The following is a 25,259-nucleotide window of genomic DNA, read 5'->3' as shown; positions in this document are numbered from 1 at the left end:
CTGTTTTGCGAGAAATGTTGCGAGCCTGATTCTTTCGATGACCGACGCGGTGTGAATACTGGCGGGGTGCAGGCCCACGAGTTGTTGTCGCGTATCGCCCACCTGTCGCTCGAGCACGGTCGCGCCCAGGCCGCATCGACCGTTGCCGTGGTGGTGGGCGTCGTCGTGATGCTCGCGGCGTCGCGTTCCGCAAGGGCGCCGATCCTCCGCGCCGCCGCGGTCGCGGTGCCCGTGACCGCGGTGATCGGGGGAGCGGTGTGGGCGAGGTACCGGCCGCTTCCCAATCAGATACCGCCGGCGGGTTACGCATGGATCTGGCTCGCCGTCGGCACCCTCGTACTCGCAGCCACCATCCTGCTCCGGAAACCCGGTGTCCTCCGCGCCGCGGCGGTCGGGGCGGCAGGTGCCGTGGTCGCGGCCGCGGCGGTGGGGCAGGTCAACGCGGAGGTCGGCGTCTTCCCGACCGTCGGTTCGCTGGTGGGACACCCCCCGCCGACGGTCGTCGAGCCGGTGTCGTTCGGAGACGTCCCCGGGTTCGAGAGCGCCGTGCAGTCCGGGACCCCGGCGGACTCGGTGTGGACACGTCCGGTGCGCACACCCGGCTCCGGTGTGGTGACGGAAGTGGAGATCCCCGGCACCGAATCCGGATTCCCGGCCCGGCCGGCCGTGCTGTATCTGCCGCCGGCGTACCTGACCTCACCCCGCGCCGTGCTCCCCGTCATGGTCATGATCGCGGGACAGCCGGGGCGCCCCCAGGACTGGTTCAGCAGCGGACGCCTGGGGTCCACGGTGGATGCGTACGCCGCACGGCACGACGGCCTCGCACCGGTCGTCGTGGTGGTCGACGCACTGGGGTCGCAGGACGCGAATCCGCTCTGCCTGGATTCGGCACTGGGGAACGCCGCCACCTACGTCGCCCGTGACGTCCCCGCCTGGATCGAGAAGTCTCTGCAGGTGTCGCACGATCCTGCGCAGTGGGCGATCGGCGGATTCTCCTACGGGGGAACCTGTTCGATCCAGCTGGCCGTGAACTATCCGGCGATCTACCCGACGTTTCTCGACTTCCTCGGTCAGGACGAGCCCTCGCTGGGCGATCACGCGGGGACGGTCGCGGCGACGTTCGCCGGCGACGAGCGTGCGTTCGCGGCGGTCAATCCGGTCGACGTGCTGAGGACGCGGCAGTTCCCGGAATTGACCGGGGTGTTCGTCGCCGGGGCTGCGGACGACGAATACCGTCCGCAGCAGCAGCGGATGTTCGCTGCCGCGCGGGCGGCCGGTCTGCACGTGCGGTACTACGAGCTCCCCGGTGGCCACGAGGGGGCCACCTGGGGTGCGGCGCTCGAACGGGAGATGGACTGGACCGGCCGTCAGCTGGGCGTCACCGGCTGACGGCCGGATACCGGTCAGGCGTCGAGGTCGGCCGCCACCAGCTGGGCCACCTTCTCGACGGCGTCGGCGTCGTCGCTGGTGACCGTGACGTCGGTGCCCTTGGTGGCGCCGAGCGTCATGATGAGCAGTGCGGAGCCGGCGTCCACGGGTTCGCCGTTCGCCACGGCCAGCGTGACGGGCACACCGGCGGCGGCGACCGCTTCGGCGATGACGGCGGCGGGACGGGCGTGCAGGCCGATGGACGAACCGACGGCGACTGTGGTGCTGGGCATGGGACTCTCTCCTCTGTCGGTGGGGTTGATGCGGGGCGATCTGTTTCTCTTACGTTGCGACGGTCGCAACGTCGGGGTCGAGTTCGGCGTCGGACGCGCCGGGCTTGATGAATTCTTTGGCGCCGACGACGCACAGTGCGGCGACGACGACACCGGCGGCTAGCGCCACCAGGAACCACAGCAGGTTGCCGATGGCGAAGAAGACGAAGATTCCGCCGTGCGGTGCGCTGAGGGTGACGTCGAACGCCATGATCAGGGCGCCGGTGACGGCGCCGCCGGCCATCATCGAGGGAATGACGCGCAGCGGGTCGGCGGCGGCGAACGGAATGGCACCTTCGGAGATGAACGCCGAGCCGAGAAGCCAGGCCGCCTTGCCGTTCTCGCGTTCCGCCTCGCTGAACAGGCTGGGACGCAGGACGGTCGACGCGAGAGCCATCGCCAGCGGCGGGACCATGCCCGCAGCCATGACGGCAGCCATGATCCGCAGCGAGGCGGGATCGTTGACGTTGAGGCCGGCCACCGCGAACGCGTACGCCGCCTTGTTCACCGGGCCACCGAGGTCGAAGCACATCATCAGGCCGAGGATGATGCCGAGGAAGATGACGGAGCTGCCGGACAGACCGTTGAGCCAGTTCGTCAGGCCCGACGTGATCGCGGCGAGCGGACGGCCCAGGACCAGGAACATGAGGGCGCCGACGATCAGGGTCGCGAACAGCGGAATGATCACCACCGGCATCAGGCCGCGCAACCATTGGGGAACCGGGATCCGGCTGATCCACAGCGCGACCACACCGGCGATCAGACCACCGACGAGGCCTCCGATGAATCCGGCGCCGACGAAGACCGCGACGGCACCCGCGGTGAAGCCCGGCGCCAGACCAGGCCGATCGGCGATGGCGAAGGCGATGTAACCGGCCAGAGCGGGCACGAGGAAGCTGAACGCCAGCGAACCCAGTTGGAACAGCACCGCGCCCAGGTACGTCGCCAGGCCACCGTCGGGGAGTTGGCCGAGGGAGTTGCTGAGGACGATGTCCTCCGCGGGACCGGAGATCTCGTACCCGCCGAGCAGGAAGCCGAGGGCGATCAGCAGACCGCCGGCGGCGACGAAGGGGATCATGTAACTGACACCGGTGAGCAGCACCTGACGCAGGTGGGTGCCCCAGCCGATCGATCCGGCCGGCTCGTCCGCCGCGCTGCCGGCACTACCCGCGTCCACGGTGGCCGCGGACGGGTTCATGCCCGCGCGCAGTGCCTCGGTGATCATGGTGTCGGGCTCGTTGATGGCGCGCTTGACTCCCGACGCCACCACCGGCTTGCCCGCGAAGCGTTCCTTGCCCTTCACCCCGACATCGGTGGCGAAGATGACGGCGGACGCGCCCGCGATCACTCCCGGTGCCAGCGGTGTGCTTCCGCTCGAACCCTGCGTCTCCACGTGGACGACGACGCCCGCGCGTTCGCCGGCGGCGACGAGGGAGTCGGCCGCCATGTACGTGTGGGCGATGCCGGTGGGGCAGGCCGTGACCGCGACGATGTGCTTCGGTGCCTCGGGCTCGGGTTCCTTCTCCGGAGTGACCGGTTCGGGCTTCGGAGCCGGCCCCGCGGCAGCTGCCGCGGGGGCTGCCGCAGCGGCAGCCGGTGTGGCGGGGGACGCGGCAGCCGGTGTGGCGGCGGGTGCGGGTGCCAGGACGTCGTTCACCAGGGTGACGATCTCGGCGGGGGTCTTCGCATCACGCAGGGCGCCGACGAAGGCGGGACGCACCAGTGCCCGCGCGAGCGAGGAGAGCAGCTTCATGTGCTCCGCGCCCGCACCTTCGGGTGCGGCGATGAGGAACACGAGATCTGCGGGTCCGTCGGGGGCGCCGAAGTCGACCTTCGGGGCGAGCCGGGCGAATCCGAGGGACGCCGCCACAACAGCTTCGGAACGGCAGTGGGGGATCGCGATCCCGCCGGGAAGTCCTGTAGCCGACTGTGATTCACGCGCCAGTGCGGCGTCGCGGAGAGCGTCCGCTTCGGTGGCGCGACCGGCGTCGGCCAGACGCCGGGAGAGCGCGGAGATCACGTCCTCCTTGGAGGCTCCGAGGTCGGTGTCCAGGGAGATCAGATCTTCGCTGATGATCTGCGGCCCCGAATCGCGGTCGGGTGTCGAGTGAGACATGGTGTTTCCTTCTGGTTCAGGCCGGATCGGGGGCGGGGGAGCTGAGGGCGGTGACGGTGACGGCGTCGATGTCGACGTGTTCGGGGGTCGGCAGGGTGGTGCCGGGGAGGGCTGCCGCTGCGCTGCCGTAGGCGACGGCGGATCGGAGGCAGTCCGCGGGCGTTGCACCGGACATGTGCGCTGACAGGTAACCCGCCAGCGACGAGTCGCCGGCGCCGACGGTGCTGCGGGCGACGATCGGTGGTGGCGTGGCCCACCAGGCGCCGGCCTCGGTCACGAGAACCGCACCCGCGGCGCCGAGCGTGGCGAGGACGGCTTCGACCCCGCGGTCCACGAGTTGCCTGCCGGCATGGGCGGTGGCCGTCGGGTCCCCGCGCAGCGCGGACGCCTCGAGCAGCTGCCCGTCGGCGCCCGTGAGCTGCGCGAGTTCCTCGCTGTTCGGTTTCACGAGGTCGGGAGCGGCCGCGGGGAACCTGTCCGCGAGCGCGAGCAGCGGGGCGTCCGACGTGTCGACGGCGACCTTGCACGGCGCCGAGCGCAAAGCCTCGACGAGCGTGGCGTACCAGTCGGTGGGAATGCCCGGGGGAAGCGACCCGGACAGCACCACCCATTCGGCCCGGGACCCGCGCTCGATGATCTCCGACTGCAGATCGGCGAGGGACTCGGCCGACATCGCGACGCCGGGTTCGTTGACCTTGGTGGTGGTGCCGTCCGGTTCGGTGATGGTGATGTTGGTGCGCGCCGGACCGGACGTCGCCACGGTCACGTGCTCGATCCCGTGCTCGGACAGGGCGGTGAGCAGGGGATCGCCCTCGTTGCCGGGGAGTACGGCGACAGCGGCGACACCGGCCGAGGTGAGTGCGCGGGCGACGTTGACGCCTTTGCCGCCGGGGTCGCTGTGGGTGGCGGCCGCGCGCAGGACGGTTCCTCGTTCGAGGCGCCCCACCAGGTTGACGGTGCGGTCGATGCTCGGATTGGCGGTCAGCGTGACGATCATGCGATCACCACCTCGATTCCCTGGTCGTGGAAGTGGGCTCGGTCTGCGGAACTGATGTCGGCGTCGGTGACGAGGATGTCGACGCTGTGGATGGGGGCGAAGCTCACGAGGTGCTCGCGGCCGACCTTCGACGAGTCGGCGACCACGACGACGTGGTTGGCGCACCGGACCATCGCGCGCTTGACCGCGGCCTCCTCGGTGTCCGGTGTGGACAGGCCGTGGCCGACGCTGAGCGCGTTGGTGCCGATGAACGCGACGTCGACGCGGAGGACATCGAGGATGCGCAGCGCCTCCTCGCCGACGGCGGCCTGCGTGATGCCGCGCACCCGGCCGCCCAGCATGTGGAGCGTCACCGAATTGAGTCCCGCGAGCCGGGCGGCGATCGGCACCGAGTTGGTGATCACGGTGAGGTCCAGATCGGACGGGAGTTCCGGGATGATGCGCCCCGTCGTGGTTCCCGCGTCGAACAGCACGCTGCCACCGGACGGCGGCAGGTAGGTGGCGGCGCGCTTGGCGATCCGGTCCTTCTGCTCGGCGCGGGTGTGATCGCGCTCCGTCATGCCGGGCTCGGTGACGGTGAGGGACCCCGCGGGCACCGCGCCGCCGTGCACGCGGCGGACGTGGCCGAGACGCTCGAGTAGCGCGAGGTCACGTCGCACGGTCTCGGTGGTGACGCCGAACGTGTCGGAGAGGTCCGCGACCGACATGCGTCCCCGCTGCGAGATCAGCGTGGTGACCGCTTGCTGGCGTTCTTCCGGATACACCGTGACCCCGTTCCTGTTCTCGTCGATGAAGTATTCGGTGACGCTATCCGTTATGGTCTGCATCACACGAAATGTTGTGTCATGTTGTTTTACGCCCGAGTGTGTTGACATGTCAAGAGTTGAGAGTAATCTCCGTCACATAGTCGATTCGCATTTCCGACTGTGCGAAGACAGAACGAACCGGCCAGGAGGACCCGATGACCGAAAACCGTGAAATCGTGCGAGGTACACCGGTGGTACCGGGCATTGCCTACGCGCCGGTGATCTGGCCGGCTCCGCGGCCGGAGGTCGCGCCCGGTTCGGCCCGGATCGACGAGGTGTCGCGCGACGCGGAGAAGGTCCGATTCGAGGAAGCGGCCGCCGTGGTGTCGCAACGACTCCGCGACCGCGCGGCGAGCGTGTCCGGCGCCGCGGCAGAGGTGCTGCAGGCGAACGCGGCGATGGCCGCCGATCGCGGCTGGCTCGGTGCAGCGCAGAAGCTGATCGCCGGTGGAACCCCGGCCGAGGAAGCGGCGGCCGAGGCCACCGAGCAGTTCGCAACCCTGTTCACCAAGATGGGCGGGCTGATGGCCGAACGGGTGACCGACCTGCGCGACATCCGGGACCGCGTGGTGTCCGAACTCCTCGGTCTGCCCGAACCCGGCATCCCCGTGCCCACGACACCGTCGATCCTGTGTGCCCAGGACCTCGCACCCGCCGACACCGCCGGTCTAGATCCCGAGCTGATCGTCGGACTCGTGACCGTCCTCGGCGGCCCCACCAGCCACACCGCGATCATCTCGCGGCAGCTGGGCATTCCGTGTGTGGTCGCGGTGCGTGACCTCGAATCCGTCGTCGCGGGCACCCCCGTCCTCCTCGACGGCTCGGCTGGCGAACTCGTCGTCGAACCGGACCCCGTGGAGGCCCGCGCCGCCGTGGAACACGGCCGCGCCGAACGGATCCGCATCCAGTCGTGGGAGGGGCCCGGCCGCACGAGCGACGGACATTCCGTGTCGATTCTGGCCAATGTTCAGGACGGGGCCGGTGCGCGGTCGGCCGCCACGACCGCCGCCGAGGGCGTCGGACTGTTCCGCACCGAGTTGTGCTTCCTGGACCGCGATTCCGAGCCCGGCGTCGACGAGCAGGCCGAGATCTACGGCGAGGTGCTCGACGCGTTCGCCGGCCGGAAAGTGGTGATCCGGACGCTCGACGCGGGTTCGGACAAGCCGCTGCGCTTCGCCAACCACGCCGAAGAGGCGAACCCGGCACTCGGGGTCCGCGGAATCCGGATCGCCGAACAGAATCCGGGCATCCTCAGCAGGCAACTCGACGCCGTCGCCGCCGCGGCGAAGCAGACGCAGTCGCAGCCGTGGGTGATGGCGCCGATGATCTCGACTCCCGCCGAGGCCGAATCCTTCGCGGCGGAGGTCCGGGCTCGCGGACTCGTGCCCGGCGTGATGGTCGAGGTACCGGCCGCCGCGCTCCTGGCCGACCGTCTTCTGCGCCACGTCGACTTCCTGTCCATCGGCACGAACGACCTCGCGCAGTACACGATGGCCGCCGACCGGATGTCCTCCGACCTGGCATCGCTCACCGATCCCTGGCAGCCGGCGGTCCTCGCGCTCGTCGCCCGCACGGCCGCGGCGGGCATCGCGGCAGGCAAACCGGTCGGCGTCTGCGGCGAGGCGGCCGCCGACCCGCTGCTCGCCTGCGTGCTGATCGGACTCGGGGTCACGTCGCTGTCCTGCGCGGGTGCCGCCGTATCCGGTGTGGGTGCGAAGGTGGGATCGGTCTCGCTGGACGACTGCCGTCGTGCCGCCGAGGACGTGCTCGCCACGAGCGATCCTGCGGAGGCGCGTGCCGCGGCGGTCCGGGTGCTGGGCGCGTAGCCCCGGTGTGCTGCGGGATCCGGTCCCGAAGGCGCGAAACTCCCAGATCGTGCCTACTATTGGCGAACTGTGACGAAAAGAGAAACCGACGCCCCCGACGGTCCGGCCGGCGGCTCAGCCGGCCCGTCCACCCCCACGCGGGCGTTCGGGTGGACGCTGCACGGTGACGGCAGGCGGATCGGTGAGGGCGAGGTGGTCGCTCCCGGCGAGCGCCTCACCTGGCCGCGCACGGTCGGAATCGGGATGCAGCACGTCATCGCGATGTTCGGCGCCACCCTCCTGGTGCCGACCATCACCGGGTTCCCGGTCACGACGACACTGCTGTTCTCGGGTATCGGGACGGCCCTGTTCCTGCTCATCACCCGCGGCCGCATCCCCAGCTATCTCGGATCGTCGTTCGCGTTCATCGCGCCGCTGACGGCGTCGCAGAGTTCGGGTCCCGCCGCGCAACTCGGCGGTGTCGCCGCTGCGGGTGTGTTGCTGCTCGTGGTGGGCATCGCAGTGAAGCTGGCCGGATCGCGAGTCATCGACGCCGTCATGCCCCCGGTCGTCACCGGCGCCGTGGTCGCGTTGATCGGGCTCAATCTCGCACCCACTGCGGTGGATTCGTTCGAATCGCAACCGCTGATCGCCGGGGTGACCCTGCTGGCGATCCTGCTCGTGACCGTGCTCGGTCCGGGACTGCTGGGCCGTCTCGGCATTCTCGTCGGTGTCGTCGTCGGCTGGGTGTTCGCCGCCGTGATCGGCGGGCTCGCCGAGGAGCGGGTGACGGCGCTGCGGGAGGCGGCCTGGTTCGGCGTGCCCGAACTGCGGGGACCGACGTTCGAATGGTCCGTGATCGCGCTGACCCTGCCGGTGGTCATCGTCCTGATCGCCGAGAACGTCGGCCACGTCAAGGCGGTGTCGGCCATGACGGGTCGGTCGCTCGACGACGTCGCCGGCGACGCCCTCGTCGCGGACGGATTGGCCACCACCCTCGCCGGATTCGGCGGCGGCTCCGGAACCACCACGTACGCCGAGAACATCGGAGTCATGGCCGCGACGCGGGTGTACTCCACCGCCGCCTACTGGGTCGCGGCCGCCACCGCCGTGGTTCTCGCGTTCTCACCGAAGTTCGGTGCCCTCGTGTTCACGGTGCCGAACGGTGTCATCGGCGGCGCAACCCTCGTGCTGTACGGACTGATCGGCGTCCTCGGTGTGCGCATCTGGATGGACGCCGAGGTGGACTTCACCGACCCCGTGAACCTCACCGTGGTCGCTGCGGCGCTCGTCGCCGGCATCGGCGACCTGACGCTGACGATCGGATCCGTGGAACTCGGTGGCATCGCGTGGGGTTCGGTCGGCATCCTCGTCGCCTATCCGGTGATGCGCTCGCTCGCGCGGTTCCGCAAGCCCTGACACGGTGACCGGATGGGTCACGAATCCCGATCACCTGGGTCATTCACCACGGAGTTCCTCGCCTCTACCGTCGAACGAGACGTACCCAGATAGTTGATACGAGGAGTCGGCGTGGAGCGCACCCTGTTCGAACCGGAGCACGAACTGTTCCGGGAGTCGTACCGCAAGTTTCTCGCACAGCACGCCGAGCCGAACCACACCAAGTGGGAAGAGCAGAACATCGTCGACCGCAGCCTGTGGGTCGAGGCCGGCAAGCAGGGCTTCCTCGGCATGGCCGTACCGGAGGAATTCGGCGGCGGCGGCGTGCGCGACTTCCGGTACAACGCGATAATCACCGAGGAGACCACCCGCGGCGGGTACAGCGGCATCGGCTTCACCTTGCACAATGACGTCGTCGCGCCGTACCTGCTCGAACTGAGCAACGAGGAGCAGAAGCAGCGTTGGCTGCCCGGCTTCGCGTCGGGCGAGCTGATCACCGCCATCGCGATGACCGAACCGGGCACCGGCAGCGACCTGCAGGGCATCAAGACGCGCGCCGTGCGCGACGGCGACGACTGGGTCCTCAACGGTTCCAAGACGTTCATCACCAACGGCATCAACGCCGACCTCGTGATCGTCGTCGCGTGTACCGATCCCGACAAGGGGGCGCAGGGATTCAGCCTCCTGGTCGTCGAACGGGACATGCCGGGCTTCGAACGCGGCCGCAATCTCGACAAGATCGGGATGAAGGCGCAGGACACCGCGGAGCTCAGCTTCACCGACGTCCGCGTTCCCGCCGCCAACCTCCTCGGTGAGGAGGGGATGGGCTTCCTCTACCTGATGAAGAACCTTCCCCAGGAGCGGCTGTCGATCGCCGTGGTGGCCGCGGCCGCAATGGAATCGGCACTCGACATGACGATCCAGTACTGCCGCGACCGGAAGGCGTTCGGCAAGTCGATCGGCAGCTTCCAGAACACCCGCTTCGTGCTCGCCGAACTCGCCACCGAGGCAACGGCCGTCCGAGTGCTCGTCGACAAGTTCATCGAACTGCTCAACGACGAGAAGCTGTCGGTGCAGGAAGCGGCGATGGCCAAGTGGTGGACCACCGAGGCGCAGGTCCGGCTGATCGACCGGTGCCTGCAGCTGCACGGCGGCTACGGATACATGAAGGAGTACCCGATTGCCAAGGCCTACATGGATTCTCGTGTCCAGACCATCTACGGCGGTACCACCGAGATCATGAAGGAAATCATCGGTCGCGGCCTCAATCTCTGACGAGGCGCGACCTGCGTATCCGGGGTGGATGCGAGAAGGCCCCACGGCAATCGCCGTGGGGCCTCCTCGTGTCTCCGCGCGGCGGTGACTAGATCTTGCGCATGACCGTGACGACCTTGCCCAGAATGACCGCGTCGTTGCCGGGGATCGGATCGAACAGCGGATTGTGCGGCATCAGCCACACCTCGTTCTCGGTGCGTTTGAACGTCTTGACGGTTGCTTCGCCGTCGATCATCGCTGCCACGATGTCTCCGTTCTCCGCCACGTTCTGCTGACGGACCACTACCCAGTCGCCGTCGCAGATCGCGGCATCGATCATCGATTCGCCGACGACCTTGAGCAGGAACAGCGAGCCCTGGCCCACCAGTTCGCGGGGGAGCGGGAACACGTCCTCGACTGCTTCCTCGGCGAGGATCGGGCCACCGGCCGCGATCCGGCCGAGGACCGGGACGAACGTGGGTTCCGGCAGGGGTGCGCCGTCGGCGCCGGACTTGACCGCGGCCAACCCGACTGCGGCGCTCGCGTTCGCCGCGGCTCCCGCCGCCACCTCGTCGAGGCCGCGCACGTCCACGGCGCGGGGACGATTGGGATCCCGGCGGAGGAAGCCCTTCCGCTCCAGCGTGCGCAGTTGATGAGCGACGGACGACGTGGAGGTGAGCCCCACGGCGTCGCCGATCTCGCGGATGCTCGGCGGATATCCGCGCTCGTTGACGGACGTGCGAATCACCTCGAGGACACGGCGCTGCCGGTCGGTCAACCCGGCGGCGGAGCCACCGCTCACACGTGGAGTCGAACCGTCGGTCGAGCTGTCGTCCTTCATGGCGAGGTGCCTCCGTCTGTATGTGGATCTTCTCGGTATGGGTCGCATGTGACTGCTGTGCCGCGTGACACGAATCTATCCCGCTTTCCTCGGAGTTTCAAACATCTGTTCGACACGTGTCGCGAGAAGTAGAGACATTGTCGGAGTGCCGTGGTAGAAATCGAACATGTGTTCTTTCGAACGCGTGATCGAACGCCCGGAGAGATCGGACGCCGACCGGGTCGGTAGCGGATACGACAACGGATCTGACGACAACGGATCTGACAACGGATACGAGCAGCGGAGGTACCGATGAGCAACGCAGTTCTCCATCGGCAGGCAGTGCTGAACCGGCAGGCCCTCGAACGGGGTGTCGTCCGGTCCGGGGCCGCACGGTCGTACCGGACCGAGCCGCGCCGCCGGCGCACCGACGGCGAGCTGCGGCGCCCGTCGTCCGGCGCCGTCGCGTACCGGCCCACCCACACCGGTGTCTCCCGTGCCGATCACGCGCGCGGGGCGAACGACGTCGGCTGGCGGATGGTGCTCGCGAGTGTCGTGATCACGGCGGGTGTGTTGTGCGGGCTCGTCGGGGTGGCTCAGCTGGCCACGACCGACGGTGTGAGCAATTCGGCGGCCACGGAGGTCGTGCAGGTGCAGCAGGGGGAGAGCCTGGCAGCGCTCGCGGCGCGGATCTCCCCGGAATTGCCGGTGGCACAGATGGTCGAGCGGATCATGGAGCTGAACGCCATGTCCAATTCGGCGCTCCACCCGGGCCAGAGTCTGATCGTCCCGTCGTCCTCTACCCGGTGACGGGGGTGGCTCTGCATGTCTGTCCCCCAGGGCGGCCGAGTAGTCTCGGATGCTGTCAGTCCCACCACTTCGTGTGGTCGCGTCGAGATCGTGCATCCGCTGCGTGAATCCGTTTTCGTCGGTTCGCCATCGGGGGAGGCGAACAGTTGCGGCCACGACGGCTACGACGAAGGAATCGCCATGCACTGCCCGTTCTGCCGGCACCCCGATTCACGTGTGGTCGATTCGCGAGAAGCCGACGAAGGACAGGCCATCCGTCGCCGCCGCTCGTGCCCCGAGTGTGGTCGCCGATTCACCACCGTCGAGACGGCCGTGCTGTCGGTGGTCAAGCGCAGTGGTGTCACCGAACCGTTCAGCCGGGAGAAAGTGGTGCGGGGAGTGCGCCGCGCCTGCCAGGGCCGGCAGGTAGACAACGACGCCCTGAATCTTCTTGCCCAGCAGGTCGAGGACGCGGTCCGGGCGTCGGGTTCTGCGGAGATCCCGAGCAACGAGGTGGGCCTCGCCATTCTCGGTCCGCTTCGTGATCTCGACGAGGTGGCGTACCTGCGCTTCGCGTCCGTGTACCGGTCTTTCAGCTCCGCCGAGGACTTCGCCCGCGAGATCAAAGAGCTACGCGAACACCGCGAATCCCGCGACGACGCCTGAGCCGAGGCGTCACCGCACCTTCTCCATGGCCTTGCGCGTCAGCGCACCTTCTCCATGGCACTGATCACGCGCTTCTCGGACACGGGGATCGGTGTCCCGAGTGTTTGAGCGAACAGGCTGACGCGCAGTTCCTCGATCATCCAGTGAATGGCGTCGACTTCGGGTGTGTGCTGTCGTTCTTCCGGCAGGCCCGCGAGCATGCGTTCGTATCCGGCGTACACCCGGTCGAGAACGTCCATCCCCTTCTGGTCGCGCGGTGCGCTCCCGGGAAGAGCTTCGAGACGGGCCGCCGCGGCGGCGAGGTAGCGGGGCAGTTCACGGAGGCGAGTGGCACCGATGTCGGCGACGAATCCGGGAAACAGCAGCGACTGCCGCTGTTCGCGCACGTCGTCGGCGGCCTCACCAGCCGCGCGTTCCAGCACGACGGCGAGCCGATGGTCGGCTTCGAGTACCGGCGACACCAGTCGTAGGAGGACCGCCACGTTCCGGGCCATCTCGGCGCGCGCCGTCGCCACGAGGGCGTCGAACTCCTGAGGGGTGCGCACCGGCGTGCCGTGTGCGGCGATCAACTGGTTCGCGGCGGCGTTGCGGCAGTCGTCGATCAGGGCGTCGAGGCTGCCGTCGGGGTTCTGCCCGAGCGCAAGTCGCTGTGCGTTGCTCAGGCCCGATGTGACCGTCTTCGCCTGGGTGGGAACGGCGGCGAGCAGCAGCCGGCGCGTTCCGGCGCGCATTGCGGATCGTTGCGCCGCCGCGGTGCTGAGCACGCGGACGGCGACACCGTCACCCTCCGGGACCAGGGCGGGGTAGCCGGTGACCTTCTGGCCGCCCAGTTCGCGTGTCACGGTGGCCTCGAGCGAACCGAGGGTGGCAGGGGTCCACGTGAGTGCGGGCGGCCGCTCCGAATTCGACGCCGCCTTCGCCACCTCCACCTGGACGCGGGGAGCGAGCGACTTGCGCAGCGACACGAGATCCTTGTCCCGGCCGAGGACGGCACCTTTCTCGTCCACGGCAGCGAACGTCATGCGCAGATGGTCGGGGAGCGCGGTGACGTCGAAGTCCTTGGGATCGATGCGACAGGCGCCGAGCCGCGACAACTCGCGGGCCATCGCCGCGGTGAGCGGTTCGGAGCGGGGTTTCACGGCGGAAAGCGCGGCGGCCGCGAAGTCCGGTGCCGGAACCACCTGTCGGCGAAGGGTCTTCGGGAGCGTCTTGATCAGGGCGGTGACCAGTTCGACGCGCATGCCGGGGACCAGCCAGTCGAAGCCGACCGGGCGCAGGCCCGCCAGCAGCGCAATCGGGATGCGGGCGGTGACGCCGTCGTCCTCGGTGCCGGGCTCGAACTGGTAGGTGAGGGGGAACTGCATGTCGCCCTGACGCCAGGAGTCGGGGTACTCGCCGCCGAGTACTGCTGCGGACTCGGCGTTGACGACCGTCGCCTGGGTGAACGTGAGCAGGTCGGGGTTCTTGCGGCGGGCGACCTTCCACCAGGAGTCGAAATGCCGGGCGGAGACCGCTTCCGGGCCGACGCGCTGGTCGTAGAAGTCGTAGAGGGTGTCGTCGTCCACGAGGATGTCGCGCCTGCGGGCGCGGTGCTCGAGTTCCTCGACGTCTTCGAGGAGTGCGCGGTTGGCGTGGAAGAACTTGTGCTGCGTCTGCCACTCGCCCTGCACCAGAGCGTGGCGGATGAACAGGTCCCGGGACGTCCCGGGGTCGATGGTGCTGTAGGTGACCGCACGCCGGGCGACGAGCGGGATCCCGTACAGCGTCACGCGTTCGTAGGCCATGGCGGCGCCGCGCTTCGACGACCAGTGCGGCTCGGAGTAGGTGCGTTTCACGAGGTGCGGCGCCAGCTTCTCCGCCCACTCGGGTTCGATCCTGGCCGACATGCGCGCCCACAGCCGGGACGTTTCGACCAGTTCGGCGGCCATGACCCATCGCGGGGGCTTCTTGAACAGGCTCGAGCCGGGGAAGACCGCGAATCGGCTTCCGCGGGCCCCGAGGAAGTCTCGCTTGTCACCCTCGCGGAGTCCGATGTGCGACAGCAGTCCCGCGAGGAGGGACTGGTGGATCGCCGCCTCGCCGGCCGGGGTATCGGTGGTGTCCCAGCCCAGCCCACGGGTGATCTGCCGGAGCTGGCCGTGCAGGTCCTGCCATTCGCGGATGCGCAGCCAGTGCAGGAATTCGTTTCGGCACATCTTGCGGAACTGGTTGGACGACAATTCGTTCCGCTGCTCGCGCAGGTATTTCCACAGTTCGAGGAAGGCGAGGAAGTCGGAGTTCTCCACGGTGAACCGGGCGTGCTTCTCGTCCGCTGCCTGCTGGAATTCGGCGGGACGTTCCCGCACGTCCTGGATCGAGAGGGCCGAGACGATGACCAGCACCTCGGACAGGCAGCCGTTCCGGTGTGCCTCGACGAGCATCCGGGCCATGCGCGGATCGACGGGGATCTGCGCGAGTTCGCGTCCGACCGCGGTGAGGACGGGTTGCTCGTTCTGGGCTTTCCGTTCGATCGCCCCGAGTTCCTCGAGCAGGCCGATGCCGTCGCGGACGGCCCGCGGGTCGGGTGGCTGGACAAACGGGAACGCGGCGATGTCGCCGAGGCCGAGCGCCGTCATCTGCAGGATGACGGACGCGAGGTTGGTGCGCAGGATCTCCGGTTCGGTGAACGCGGGCCGCGCCTCGAAGTCCTCTTCCGAGTAGAGGCGGATGCAGATGCCCTCGGCCACACGGCCGCAACGCCCGGAACGCTGGCGGGCGGACGCTTGCGAGATCGGTTCGATGGGGAGGCGCTGCACCTTGGTGCGCACCGAGTAGCGGGAGATGCGGGCGGTTCCCGGGTCCACGACGTACCGGATGCCGGGCACGGTGAGGGAGGTTTCCGCGACGTTCGTCGACAGCACGACCCTCCGCCCGGTGTGGGGCGTGAACACCTTGTGCTGTTCGGCCGCCGACAGCCGGGCGTACAGGGGCACGATCTCGGTGCCGCGCAGTCTGCGGTCGCGGAGCGCGTCGGCAGTGTCGCGGATCTCCCGTTCGCCGGAGAGGAAGACCAGGATGTCGCCGTCGCCCTCGCCGGACAATTCCTCGACCGCCTCGCACACCGCGTCGACGGGGTCGCGGTCGAAGGTCTGGTCGCCCACTTCCACGGTGAGTGGGCGGTAACGCATCTCGACGGGGAAGGTGCGTCCGGACACCTCGACGATCGGTGCGGGCACCCCGTCGTCGGTGGCGAAGTGCTGCGCGAAGCGTTCCGGATCGATCGTGGCCGAGGTGATGATCACTTTCAGATCGGGCCGGCGGGGGAGTAGCTGTCGCAGGTATCCGAGGATGAAGTCGATGTTGAGACTGCGTTCGTGGGCCTCGTCGATGATGAGCGTGTCGTACCGGCGCAGCATCCGGTCGCGCTGAATCTCGGCGAGCAGGATTCCGTCGGTCATCAGTTTCACCAGCGTGCCGTCCGACACCTGGTCGGTGAATCGCACGGTGTAGCCGACGGTCTCACCGAGTTCGCTGCGGAGTTCCTCGGCGATGCGTTCGGCAACCGTCCGCGCCGCGAGACGGCGGGGCTGGGTGTGTCCGATGAGGCCGCGGACGCCGCGGCCGAGTTCGAGGCAGATCTTCGGGATCTGCGTCGTCTTGCCCGAGCCCGTCTCGCCGGCGACGATGACGACCTGGTTCTCGGCGATCGCCTTCGCGATGTCGTCGCGGCGCTGGCTGACCGGCAGCGCGTCGGGGTAGTCGATGACAGGGACGCTGTCGAGTCTTCGTGCGATGCGTCCGCGCGCGGCGGCGATCTCGTCGGACAGGGATGCGAGTGCGTCGGGTGTGCGCGCACGGTCGAGTCGCCGGCGGAGCCGGTGTTCGTCGCGCAGAGTGAGTTCGCCGAGGCTGTTCTTCAGTTCCCGCCGGCTGGGTGCTGTGGTGGACATGCTGGACCCCAGCCTAGCCAACCCGGTGGATCGCCCTGTGCCGCGCCCGCCCGTGTGCGAATATCGGCGGATGGGCGCTGCCGTCGTCACGGACCTGCGAGGTCAGAGGATCGTTCGGGTTCTGCGGGCGGTCTTCGCCGTCTACGGTCTGATCGCGTTGCTGTGGATTCCCCTCCGCAGCGCCGGCAGCGACGACTTCTCCCTGGCCAACTACCTCAGCTACTTCACCATCGAGAGCAACATCCTCGCCGCCGTCGTCCTGCTCGTCGGCGCGATCCGGGATCCGCAGTCGCGGGGCTGGCAGCTGTTCCGCGGCGCGACCACGCTGTACATGGTCATCACCGGAATCGTGTACGCGGTGCTGCTGGCGAACATCGACGTCATGCTGCAGGACGCCTGGATCAACACGGCCCTGCACCGTCTGCTGCCGCTCGTACTGCTGCTCGACTGGGTGGTGGCCCCGTCCCGGGTACGGATCTCCGAGGCGCAGAGCCTCGGCTGGCTGGTCTTCCCGGCCGTGTATGGCGCCTATTCCCTGATCCGGGGTCCGATCGTCGACTGGTACCCGTATCCGTTCCTGGACCCCCGACAGCAGGGGTACCTCCAGCTCGCCGTCACGGCGGTCGTGTTGTTGCTGGCGATGGCGTTGATGGCGCTCGCCGTGAACGCGGTGGGACGTCTGGGTGCGCGCCGGCGGTACGGCGAGGACCGGTAGCGGCGAAGCTGCGCGCAGACGATTCGCGCACCGCGCTATCCTCCACACGACAGGCGTCCGCGCGATCATCCGTGACTTCGGCAACGGCTGGGAGACTATGTTCGACGAGTTCGCAGGCGAGAACTTCGACCTGCTCGGCCGCGACCGCGGCAGTGTCGTCGCGGCCGACGACGGTGTGCCCCTCGCGGTGCGCGAGGTGGGTCCGGCGTTCGCGCCCTTGACGGTGGTGTTCGTCCACGGCTTCTGCAATCGGATGACCGGGTGGCACTTCCAGCGGGTTCAGCTCGAGGAGGCGTGGGGCTCGACGATCCGCATGGTGTTCTTCGACCTGCGGGGGCACGGCGACTCCGGGGTCCCGCGTCGCGACACCTGCACCATCCCGCATCTCGCGCGGGACGTCGACGCCGTGATCCGTGCGCTCGTGCCCGAGGGGCCGATCGTGCTGGTCGGCCATTCGATGGGCGGTATGGCGGTCCTGTCGTACGTCGGACAGCATCCCGATCTGATCGGGTCCCGCGTCGTCGGGGTGGGCCTGATCGCCACCGCGGCGGAGAAGCTGGGTGACGTGGGGCTCGCGCGGACCCTCAACACGCCGGTCGTTGCCGGATTCAGCACCGCGGCCCGGCACCTGCCCCGGGTCGTCCAGGGCGGTCGCGGCGCGAGCAAGAGGGTGCTGGCGCCGATCCTGAGGTCGGCGTCGTTCGGTGACCGCAGCATCAGCCCGGCGATCATGTGGCACTCCGAGCAGATGATCAACGACACGTCCCTCAAGACCCTCGTCGACTTCCTGCCGTCGTTCAAGAATCACGACGAGACGGCGGCGGTGCCGTTGCTCGCACCCATCGAGACGCTGGTGGTGTGCGGCGACCGCGACCTCCTGACCCCCTTCCGGTACTCGAAGGCGATCGCCGGGCATCTGCCCGACGCGGAACTGGTGAAGGTCCCCGGTGCGGGGCACATGGTGCAGTTGGAGCGCGCAGAACTCGTCTCGGACGCGATCGATCGTCTCCTGACCCGTTCGGTCGAAACCCTGCCCACGCCGAGTGCCTGGAGTGAGTGGGTCCGGGTGGCGACGGATTACGTGGACCACGCACGGCACTGGGTCGCCCACGGCGGGCCCGCCGCCTGGTGGCGAGGGCTACGTGGTCGTCCCGTCGTCGGCCCCACGTTCCGGTAGCACGCAGAATTCGTTACCCTCGGGGTCTGCGAGGACCACCCAGGGAACGTTCGGGTCGTCGCTCAGCCGGCGTGCGCCGAGCGAGAGGAGCCGCCGGACCTCCTCGTCGCGGGTACCGGACGACGGCGCGATGTCGAGGTGCAGGCGGTTCTTCTCGGACTTCGGGCCGTCGACGGGCTGAAACACCAGTGACGGGGACCCCGGTGCGTTCGATTCGACGTACTCGAGCCCGTACAAGTCCTTCCATCGGCGGGTCGACGGATAGCCCAGGGCGTCGCACCAGAATCGTGACAGTGTTTCCGCGTCACGACAGTCGACGGCGATGGCGATGATTCGGCTGGTCATGGGCTGCGGATACCCGCGCGACGGTGGTCGCACACTGTCACGGGAACGGCTCGGGCGCGCCTCCGTAGCGTGTCTGTAACCGGCAAACGCGCGACAACACGTGCCACTCGGGCCACAATGGGTGAACGCGAAACCGGCCCGAGGAGACGGGATCACATGGCATCTGCGAGTTCGTCAGCCGAGCAGGAAACCCTCCCACCAGGTGTTCTCCGTCGCGCGATCGCGGCGTCGGCGATGGGTAACGCCACCGAATGGTTCGACTACGGCGTCTACGCGTTCACAGTGTCGTACATCTCGGCCACGTTCTTCCCCGGCGACACCGGTTCGGCCACCCTGTACGCCCTGCTCGTGTTCGCGGTGTCGTTCGTCGTACGACCGCTCGGCGGCCTCGTGTGGGGTCCGCTGGGTGACCGGCTCGGACGCCGCCAGGTTCTGGCACTGACGATCATCCTGATGGCGGGTGCGACGTTCTGCGTGGGCCTCGTGCCGGGATACGACGTCATCGGTTTCTGGGCGCCCCTGCTGCTGGTGCTGCTGCGCATGATCCAGGGCTTCTCGACGGGCGGCGAATACGGCGGCGCGGCAACGTTCATGGCCGAGTACTCGCCGGACCGCAAGCGCGGTTTCTGCGGAAGCTTCCTCGAGTTCGGCACGCTCGGCGGGTATGCGCTGGGTGCGATCGTGGTCCTGGCGGTCGAGTTGTTCTCCAGCGATCCGTTCATGTCCACCTGGGGCTGGCGTATCCCGTTCCTGATCGCCGGACCGATGGGTCTGATCGGCCTCTACCTGCGGACCAAGCTCGAGGAGACCCCCGTGTTCCGGGAACTGGACGCGGAGGGCGAGGTGGAGTCGACGCCGACCCACGAGTTCAAGGATCTGGTGACCGAGTACTGGAAGCCGTTGCTGCTGCTCGGCGGCCTCGTCATCGCGTTGAACGTCACCAATTACACCCTGCTCAGTTACATGCCGACATATCTGGAGACACAGATCGGTCTGACGTCCACCGCGTCGCTGTCCCTGTTCATCGTCGGGCAGCTCGTGATGATGGCAGTCATTCCGTTCGCCGGCGGGTTGTCGGACCGGGTCGGCCGCAAACCGTTGTGGTACGGCTCGCTCGTGGGATTGATCGTGCTCGCCGTCCCGATGTACCTGCTGATGCGTCAGGGTTTCGGATGGGCGATCCTCGCGTTCGCGGTACTCGGGTTGCTGTACGTCCTGCAGCTGTCCACGATTTCGGCGACGTTCCCGGCGATGTTCCCGACCCATGTGCGGTTCGCGGGTTTCGCCATCGCCTACAACGTGTCGACGTCTCTGTTCGGCGGCACCGCCCCCGCGGTCAACGAACTGCTCATCGAATGGACCGGCAACACACTCATGCCGGCGTTCTACATGATGGCCGCGTGCGCGATCGGCCTCGTCGCGCTGTACTTCGTGGCCGAGACGGCGGGCGCGTCCATCCGCGGTCGCGGGATTCCGGGAGTCGACACCGAGCCACACCCCACCGCCCTTGCGGAGAAGTGACGCGGCACGATCCTCTGTGGGGCGTCGTGGCATAGTCGCCTTCGGGCGGGGTTTCACGAAGGGATGAGCATGGCGTCGGCACTGTGGCACGGATTCGCGGACATGGGCGCGGTGGAACAGAAGGGCGCCTTCGTGGTGTCCCGCGGCGAGGGCGCCTACATCTGGGACGATCGCGGCAACCGATACCTGGATGCGACAGCAGGTCTGTGGTTCACCAACGTGGGGCACGGCCGTGCGGAGATCGCGGACGCCGTCGCGCAGCAGTTGCGGACCGTGGCCCACTTCTCGAACTTCGGTGACTTCGTCCCCGAGACGACCGCGGCCCTGGCCGATCGTCTCGCGACCATTGCGCCGGTGCCCGGCAGCAAGATCTTCCTCACATCCGGTGGTTCGGATTCCGTGGACACGGCAGCCAAGCTCGCCCGCCGCTACTGGCACGAGATGGGCAAGCCGTCCAAGACGATCGTGGTCGGCCGCCAGAAGGCCTATCACGGGATGCATGTGGCGGGCACCGCGCTGGCGGGAATCCCCGCCAACCGCGAGGGTTACGGCGAGTTGATGGCGGACGCCGCCACGGTCGCCTGGAACGACGCCAAGAGCCTGCTCGAACTGATCGAGAAGATCGGCGCCGACACGATCGCCGCGTTCTTCTGCGAGCCCGTCATCGGCGCGGGCGGCGTATACCTGCCGCCGGAGGGCTATCTCGCGGAGGTCCGCGACATCTGCCGCGAGCACGACATCCTGTTCGTCGTCGACGAAGTGGTCACGGGATTCGGCCGCATCGGCGGCGAGTGGTTCGCGTCGACGCGATTCGACCTGCAGCCCGACATGATGACGACGGCGAAGGGCCTCACCTCCGGGTACGTCCCGATGGGTGCGGTGTTCATCGCCCCGCGCGTGGCCGAGCCGTTCTTCGCCGGCGGGGTCTGGTGGCGGCACGGCTACACCTACGGTGGGCATGCGGGTGCCGCCGCGGCGGCACTCGCCAACCTCGACATCATCGAGCGCGAGAATCTGCTGGCGGAGTCGAAGCGGCTCGAGTCGTCACTGCACGAGCACCTCGCGCCCCTCGCCGACCATCCGCGCGTCGAGGAAGTACGCAGCGGTCTCGGTGCGGTCGCGGCGGTGCAGCTGGCCGATCCGGCGGAAGCGCTCCCGTTCGTGAACACGTTGCGCGAACACGGGATCTCGGGGCGCGCGGCCGGTCAGGGTGCCATGCAGATCTCGCCGGCGTTCGTGATGACGGACGGGCAGGTCGCTCAGCTCGCGGACGGAATCCGCCGGGCCCTGGGCTGATCGGTCCCGGTGCCCCGCCTGCGGAGGCGGCGCAGGGCACCGGTGACCCGGTCCCGCCAGGTGGGCGGGGTCAGGTCGATCTCCTTCTGCCCGTCGTGCACCGCGTACGCGCGGGTGTAGCGCTCGTGGAGACGCGCCCGGACCTCGTCGGGCGTGTACGCCTTGCGGTGCCGATCCGCGCGCACCGCGACAACCCCGGTCGCGGCGACACCCACCACACCGGCGAGTCCGAGAAGTTTCCACCATTGCCTGCCACGGGGTCGCATCCTTCTAGGCTAGGGCCCATGGACGCGCCACGGCACACGGACGCACGACGACACGGCTCCACCATCGACCTCGACACCGCGGTCGAGGTCACCCGCACCGGCGACATCTGGATCTTCCGCGGAGAGTCTCCGGCCGACAGGGCCATTCAGACGCTGACGAACAGTCCGGTCAACCACGTCGGGATGTCGGTGGTCCTCGAGGACCTGCCGCCGCTGATGTGGCACGCCGAGCTCGGACATTCGCTGCAGGACATGTGGACGGGACGCTTTCAGCGCGGTGTGCAACTCCACGACCTGCGCGCCGCGGTCCAGGTGTGGGGTGCGCGGTACGGGCAGCGGGGATGGCTGCGTCAGCTCGCCGAACCCGCGACGCCGCAGCAGGAGGATGCGTTGCTGCGGACGATCGCACGGCTCGACGGAACCCCGTTCCCGTCCACCGCGAAACTCGCGTCACGGTGGTTCGGCGGTCGCCTGCCCGGGACGGGGCGCCGGCAGGAGAGATCGGGCGGCCTCGAAAGTGCCTATTGCGCCGAGGTGGTTGCGCAGACGTACGAGGAGATGGGGCTGATCAGTGGGCGCAGGCGCACCAACTGGTACGACCCCGGCAAGTTCTGGAGCGGCGACAGGCTTCCCCTCGCTCCCGGGGTGACGCTGGGCCGGGAGATCGAGGTGACTCTGAGCGAAGCCGACCTCACCGCTGGGCGAGGTCGGCGGCCGTCGTCAGAGGGTGCGTGACTTCTCAGGGTGGACTCGTCCGCCGACCTCGATCCAGCCCGCGGGATCGTAGGTGGTGCGCAGTTCGGATCCCTTGCCCTGGGTGATCAGGAGGGCGTGCCGGAGGTGCGCTGTGATCCGGACGGCCGCGGCTCCGGTGGCCTCGTCCTCGGTGATGCCCATGTCCGGGGCGAACATTCGTGACCGGATCGAGTGCTCGACCTTGTCCGTCCAGGCCCACAGATAGTGGTGTCCGGCACCGAACTTCTTCGGGTCCGCAGACTGAACCTCGCGCACGCTGTTCATGGGGTACAGCGAGAACTCGGGCGCCCACTCCGGCCGGGCCCGCACCCAGGTGAAGGCGCCGGAACGGCGGGTGGCGACCGGGCCCGCGGGCACGTCGAGTGTGGTGACCGCGGCGCCGCGCTCGTGCAGCCACCAGGACAGTCCGACCGTGGGGTGTCCGGCGAAGGGCAGTTCGGTGGTGGGGGTGAAGATCTGGGCGCGCGCGTGCTCGTCGCCGGGTCCGGGCACGTCGACGAAGATCGTCTCGCTGTATCCGAGTGCGGCGGCGACCGACTGCCGGTCCTCGGGCGGGACGGCCGAGGAGTCGATGATGCCGAGCGGATTGCCGTGGCGTCCTTTGTCGTCGGTGAACACCCGGACGACGTCTACGTGGATGGGCATTGACGCACCTTATCGCTCGTCGACCTCGAGGAAGTGCCTCGACGGTGGGAGAGTTCGCCACCTGCCCCGGGTCAAGAGGCAGGGGCGATGGACGACGCTAGACTGATAGGTATGGCTGATCAGAGTTATCAACCCACGCTGTCGCAGCTGCGTGCGTTCGTGGCAGTCGCGGAGTACCGCCATTTCGGTACGGCGGCAGCGCGTTTGAGTGTGAGTCAACCCACACTTTCGCAGTCGCTCGCCGCCCTGGAGAACGGGCTCGGGGTGCAGCTCATCGAGCGCAGCACCCGACGCGTTCTCGTCACCACGGCGGGGGAGCGGCTCCTCGGTCAGGCCAAGGTCATCCTCGAGGCCGCGGACGGTTTCGTCGCGACGGCCGCGGGTGTCGGCGACCGGTTGGCCGGACCGCTGCGTATCGGGCTGATCCCCACCGTGGCCCCGTACGTGCTGCCTGCCCTGTTGCCGGCGCTGCGCGAGGAGATGCCCGCCCTCGAGCCTCAGGTCATCGAGGACCAGACGGCGCGACTCCTGGAGGCGTTGCGTGTGGGTGCGCTCGACGTCGCGGTGCTGGCGTTGCCGAGTGGTGTCAGCGGTCTCGTCGACATTCCCTTGTACACAGAAGATTTCGTGATGGTCGTCCCGGAGGGGCACACGCTGGCGGGCCGCACCGACGTCTCGCCGCAGATGCTGGACGCGCTTCCCCTCCTGCTGCTCGACGAGGGGCACTGCCTACGCGATCAGACCCTCGATCTGTGCCGCTCGGTCGACGCGCACCCGGTGGCGGGCGACACCCGCGCCACGTCGCTGTCGACGGTGGTGCAGTGCGTCGCCGGCGGACTCGGCGTGACCCTGGTGCCGGAATCCGCCGTTCAGGTGGAGACCGGACGGGGACCGCTCGCGACCGCCCGCTTCGCGGCTCCGGCGCCCGGCCGCACGATCGGCCTCGTGTTCCGCTCGTCCAGTGCCCGTGCGGACGGCTACGGGCAACTCGCCGCCCTGCTCACGAAGACGGCGTCGGTCGCCGCGCCCGCCTGACGGTCGGAGCTACGACCGTCGTCGCGGTTTGCCCTTCTTGCCGCCCTTCGTTCCGGAGCTCGACCGGGACGTCCTGGCACCCGCGGCCGGTTTCTGGCGTGCCGTCGCCGCGGCAGGACGCTTCTTCTTCGGCTGAGCCGGCGTCGGGGTGCGACCCCGGGAGCTGTTGACGGTCCGGCCCCGGACGATGCCGATGAACTCCTCCACCAGTTCGGTGGTCTCGTCCTCGGGCCACGACAGCGCGATCCGTGACTCCGGGCCGTCCGACACCGTCCGGTAGACGAGGTCCTTGCGGTGGTGGAGCCGGGCGAGCGACTGCGGGACGATGAGCAGCCCGATCCCGGCGGCGACCAGTTCGATCGCGTCGGCCGTCGTGGCCGGGCGGTCCTGGGCGGGCAGTCCCGGCACGCTGTCCCAGACGAGGATGTCATCGAGCGGGTGCAGCACGATCTCGTCGGCCAGATCCGCGATCGACACCTCGTCCACCGCCGCCACCACGTGGTCCTTCGGTGCCACGACCACGGGGATCTCGGTATACAGGGGGATGGCGCTGAGACCGGTCCGGTCGATCGGCAGCCGCACCAGGCCCACGTCCGCGCCGCCGCCGCGCAACTGGTCGGGTGCGTCCGCGGCCGCCACCGGGACGAGGGTGAGCGGGACGTCGGGCAGCCGTTCGTTCCAGATCCGCACCCACTTGGTGGGGGTCACGCCCGGGACATACGCGAGCCGGAACGAAGGGGATGCATCCGCGTCTGTCACCCCGTCAGGCTACCGGCCTTGGTCAACGGCACCGCACACGCTCGTTACTCTTGACACCATGACGTCGCACAAGAGCCCCCAGACTATGAAGCCCGCCACCGCGGCGAAGAAGCTGGGTGTGTACCTCGAGGCCACCCCCGCGGAGTTCCAGGAGGGTCTCGTCTCCCGCGACGAGCTGAGTGCACTGCAGAGCGATCCGCCGGAGTGGCTGCTCGAGCTGCGCCGCAACGGCCCGCACCCGCGGCCGGTGGTCGCGGCGAAGCTGGGGGTGTCCATCGCGGGCCTCGCCCGGGGCGGCGTCACCGAGGCGCTCACCACCGAGCAGATCGACGCGCTCATGGCGGATCGTCCCGAATGGCTGCAGCAGGAACGCGCCACCCAGGCCGAGGTCCGCAAGGAGACCGTCCGCATCAAGGAGAAGAACGCGGCGCGGCGGGATCAGCCCCGCAGGCCGCGTTCCTGAC

Annotated in this window: 23 protein-coding genes; 13 read left to right on the top strand and 10 right to left on the bottom strand. The window is 68.7% G+C overall.

What is annotated here, in order from left to right; translation table 11 throughout:
* Window positions 1–66 precede the first annotated feature (66 nt).
* The gene (locus ACNJ7E_RS25155) at window positions 67–1,389 is read left to right on the top strand and encodes an alpha/beta hydrolase (RefSeq protein ID WP_418341239.1); all 1,323 of its coding nucleotides are present in this window, start codon (window positions 67–69) and stop codon (window positions 1,387–1,389) included.
* A gap of 14 nt (window positions 1,390–1,403) precedes the next feature.
* Here the strand turns inward: ACNJ7E_RS25155 and ACNJ7E_RS25150 are convergent, their stop codons facing one another.
* Genes ACNJ7E_RS25150 through ACNJ7E_RS25135 form a run of 4 tightly spaced genes read right to left on the bottom strand, consistent with a single transcriptional unit; the run spans window position 1,404 to window position 5,577 of the window.
* Window positions 1,404–1,661, bottom strand: a complete 258-nt coding sequence (locus tag ACNJ7E_RS25150; protein WP_418341217.1) for an HPr family phosphocarrier protein — start codon at window positions 1,659–1,661, stop codon at window positions 1,404–1,406.
* Between the two features lie 49 nt (window positions 1,662–1,710).
* Complete coding sequence (locus ACNJ7E_RS25145; protein WP_418341216.1) at window positions 1,711–3,816, bottom strand: PTS fructose transporter subunit IIABC; 2,106 nt, start codon at window positions 3,814–3,816, stop codon at window positions 1,711–1,713.
* A 16-nt stretch (window positions 3,817–3,832) separates the two neighbouring features.
* A complete protein-coding gene (gene pfkB, locus ACNJ7E_RS25140) occupies window positions 3,833–4,813 on the bottom strand; it encodes a 1-phosphofructokinase (protein ID WP_280783287.1) in 981 nt (326 codons plus the stop codon).
* Entirely contained in the window at window positions 4,810–5,577 is a 768-nt protein-coding gene (locus ACNJ7E_RS25135) for a DeoR/GlpR family DNA-binding transcription regulator (protein ID WP_105414635.1), read from the bottom strand. The genes pfkB and ACNJ7E_RS25135 overlap by 4 nt, the downstream gene beginning before the upstream one ends.
* Window positions 5,578–5,774: 197 nt before the next feature.
* On the opposite strand from ACNJ7E_RS25135, the gene ptsP reads away from it, so the two are divergent.
* The 3 genes from ptsP (at window position 5,775) to ACNJ7E_RS25120 (ending at window position 10,097) form a co-directional block, all read left to right on the top strand.
* Entirely contained in the window at window positions 5,775–7,445 is a 1,671-nt protein-coding gene (ptsP, locus tag ACNJ7E_RS25130) for a phosphoenolpyruvate--protein phosphotransferase (RefSeq protein WP_105414561.1), read from the top strand.
* Window positions 7,446–7,514: 69 nt separating this feature from the next.
* Window positions 7,515–8,843, top strand: a complete 1,329-nt coding sequence (locus ACNJ7E_RS25125; protein ID WP_418341215.1) for a uracil-xanthine permease family protein — start codon at window positions 7,515–7,517, stop codon at window positions 8,841–8,843.
* Window positions 8,844–8,954: 111 nt separating this feature from the next.
* A complete protein-coding gene (locus ACNJ7E_RS25120; protein ID WP_418341214.1) occupies window positions 8,955–10,097 on the top strand; it encodes an acyl-CoA dehydrogenase family protein in 1,143 nt (380 codons plus the stop codon).
* An 88-nt stretch (window positions 10,098–10,185) separates the two neighbouring features.
* On the opposite strand, the gene lexA is transcribed toward ACNJ7E_RS25120, so the two are convergent.
* Window positions 10,186–10,917 (bottom strand): transcriptional repressor LexA, encoded by a 732-nt coding sequence (lexA, locus tag ACNJ7E_RS25115; protein WP_009480043.1) that lies wholly within the window; start codon window positions 10,915–10,917, stop codon window positions 10,186–10,188.
* 291 nt (window positions 10,918–11,208) lie between these two features.
* On the opposite strand from lexA, the gene ACNJ7E_RS25110 reads away from it, so the two are divergent.
* Both ACNJ7E_RS25110 and nrdR read left to right on the top strand, forming a co-directional pair.
* A complete protein-coding gene (locus tag ACNJ7E_RS25110; RefSeq protein ID WP_280783290.1) occupies window positions 11,209–11,706 on the top strand; it encodes a LysM peptidoglycan-binding domain-containing protein in 498 nt (165 codons plus the stop codon).
* A 180-nt stretch (window positions 11,707–11,886) separates the two neighbouring features.
* Complete coding sequence (gene nrdR, locus ACNJ7E_RS25105) at window positions 11,887–12,351, top strand: transcriptional regulator NrdR (protein ID WP_015890458.1); 465 nt, start codon at window positions 11,887–11,889, stop codon at window positions 12,349–12,351.
* A 38-nt stretch (window positions 12,352–12,389) separates the two neighbouring features.
* Here nrdR and hrpA read toward each other — a convergent pair whose 3' ends face one another.
* On the bottom strand, window positions 12,390–16,280 hold the full coding sequence (hrpA, locus tag ACNJ7E_RS25100) for an ATP-dependent RNA helicase HrpA (RefSeq protein ID WP_418341213.1): 3,891 nt from the start codon (window positions 16,278–16,280) through the stop codon (window positions 12,390–12,392).
* 70 nt (window positions 16,281–16,350) lie between these two features.
* Here hrpA and ACNJ7E_RS25095 point away from each other — a divergent pair, with 70 nt between their 5' ends.
* Window positions 16,351–16,995, top strand: a complete 645-nt coding sequence (locus ACNJ7E_RS25095) for a Pr6Pr family membrane protein (protein ID WP_283353137.1) — start codon at window positions 16,351–16,353, stop codon at window positions 16,993–16,995.
* Window positions 16,996–17,092: 97 nt separating this feature from the next.
* Window positions 17,093–18,172 (top strand): alpha/beta fold hydrolase, encoded by a 1,080-nt coding sequence (locus ACNJ7E_RS25090; protein WP_418341212.1) that lies wholly within the window; start codon window positions 17,093–17,095, stop codon window positions 18,170–18,172.
* Here ACNJ7E_RS25090 and ACNJ7E_RS25085 read toward each other — a convergent pair.
* Window positions 18,134–18,517 (bottom strand): VOC family protein, encoded by a 384-nt coding sequence (locus ACNJ7E_RS25085; protein ID WP_280783293.1) that lies wholly within the window; start codon window positions 18,515–18,517, stop codon window positions 18,134–18,136. The genes ACNJ7E_RS25090 and ACNJ7E_RS25085 overlap by 39 nt on opposite strands.
* A 156-nt stretch (window positions 18,518–18,673) precedes the next feature.
* On the opposite strand from ACNJ7E_RS25085, the gene ACNJ7E_RS25080 reads away from it, so the two are divergent.
* Complete coding sequence (locus tag ACNJ7E_RS25080) at window positions 18,674–20,038, top strand: MFS transporter (RefSeq protein ID WP_280783294.1); 1,365 nt, start codon at window positions 18,674–18,676, stop codon at window positions 20,036–20,038.
* Window positions 20,039–20,101: 63 nt separating this feature from the next.
* Window positions 20,102–21,334 carry an aminotransferase family protein gene (locus tag ACNJ7E_RS25075; RefSeq protein WP_283331923.1) on the top strand — a complete coding sequence of 411 codons (1,233 nt, stop codon included), beginning with the start codon at window positions 20,102–20,104 and terminating at the stop codon, window positions 21,332–21,334.
* Here the strand turns inward: ACNJ7E_RS25075 and ACNJ7E_RS25070 are convergent.
* A complete protein-coding gene (locus tag ACNJ7E_RS25070) occupies window positions 21,298–21,552 on the bottom strand; it encodes a hypothetical protein (RefSeq protein ID WP_418341238.1) in 255 nt (84 codons plus the stop codon). The genes ACNJ7E_RS25075 and ACNJ7E_RS25070 overlap by 37 nt on opposite strands.
* 66 nt (window positions 21,553–21,618) lie before the next feature.
* Here ACNJ7E_RS25070 and ACNJ7E_RS25065 point away from each other — a divergent pair, with 66 nt between their 5' ends.
* Complete coding sequence (locus tag ACNJ7E_RS25065) at window positions 21,619–22,335, top strand: C40 family peptidase (RefSeq protein WP_418341211.1); 717 nt, start codon at window positions 21,619–21,621, stop codon at window positions 22,333–22,335.
* On the opposite strand, the gene ACNJ7E_RS25060 is transcribed toward ACNJ7E_RS25065, so the two are convergent.
* A complete protein-coding gene (locus tag ACNJ7E_RS25060; RefSeq protein WP_418341210.1) occupies window positions 22,321–23,001 on the bottom strand; it encodes a PhzF family phenazine biosynthesis protein in 681 nt (226 codons plus the stop codon). The two genes, ACNJ7E_RS25065 and ACNJ7E_RS25060, sit on opposite strands and share 15 nt — an antisense overlap.
* A 111-nt stretch (window positions 23,002–23,112) precedes the next feature.
* Between ACNJ7E_RS25060 and ACNJ7E_RS25055 the strand changes: the two genes are divergently transcribed.
* Entirely contained in the window at window positions 23,113–24,036 is a 924-nt protein-coding gene (locus ACNJ7E_RS25055) for a hydrogen peroxide-inducible genes activator (RefSeq protein ID WP_418341209.1), read from the top strand.
* 9 nt (window positions 24,037–24,045) lie between these two features.
* Here the strand turns inward: ACNJ7E_RS25055 and ACNJ7E_RS25050 are convergent, their stop codons facing one another.
* Window positions 24,046–24,795, bottom strand: coding sequence for a LysR family substrate-binding domain-containing protein (locus ACNJ7E_RS25050; protein WP_280783300.1), 750 nt, complete (start codon window positions 24,793–24,795; stop codon window positions 24,046–24,048).
* A 58-nt stretch (window positions 24,796–24,853) separates the two neighbouring features.
* Between ACNJ7E_RS25050 and ACNJ7E_RS25045 the strand changes: the two genes are divergently transcribed.
* The gene (locus tag ACNJ7E_RS25045) at window positions 24,854–25,258 is read left to right on the top strand and encodes a DUF5997 family protein (protein WP_005240786.1); all 405 of its coding nucleotides are present in this window, start codon (window positions 24,854–24,856) and stop codon (window positions 25,256–25,258) included.
* The last annotated feature ends 1 nt before the right edge of the window (window position 25,259 follow it).

It is taken from the genome of Rhodococcus mengyinensis, assembly GCF_048381435.1.
GTDB lineage: Bacteria > Actinomycetota > Actinomycetes > Mycobacteriales > Mycobacteriaceae > Rhodococcus_F > Rhodococcus_F opacus_D.
The sequence above is the reverse complement of the archived record's forward strand: the minus strand, read 5'-3'. Positions and strand labels throughout refer to the sequence as shown.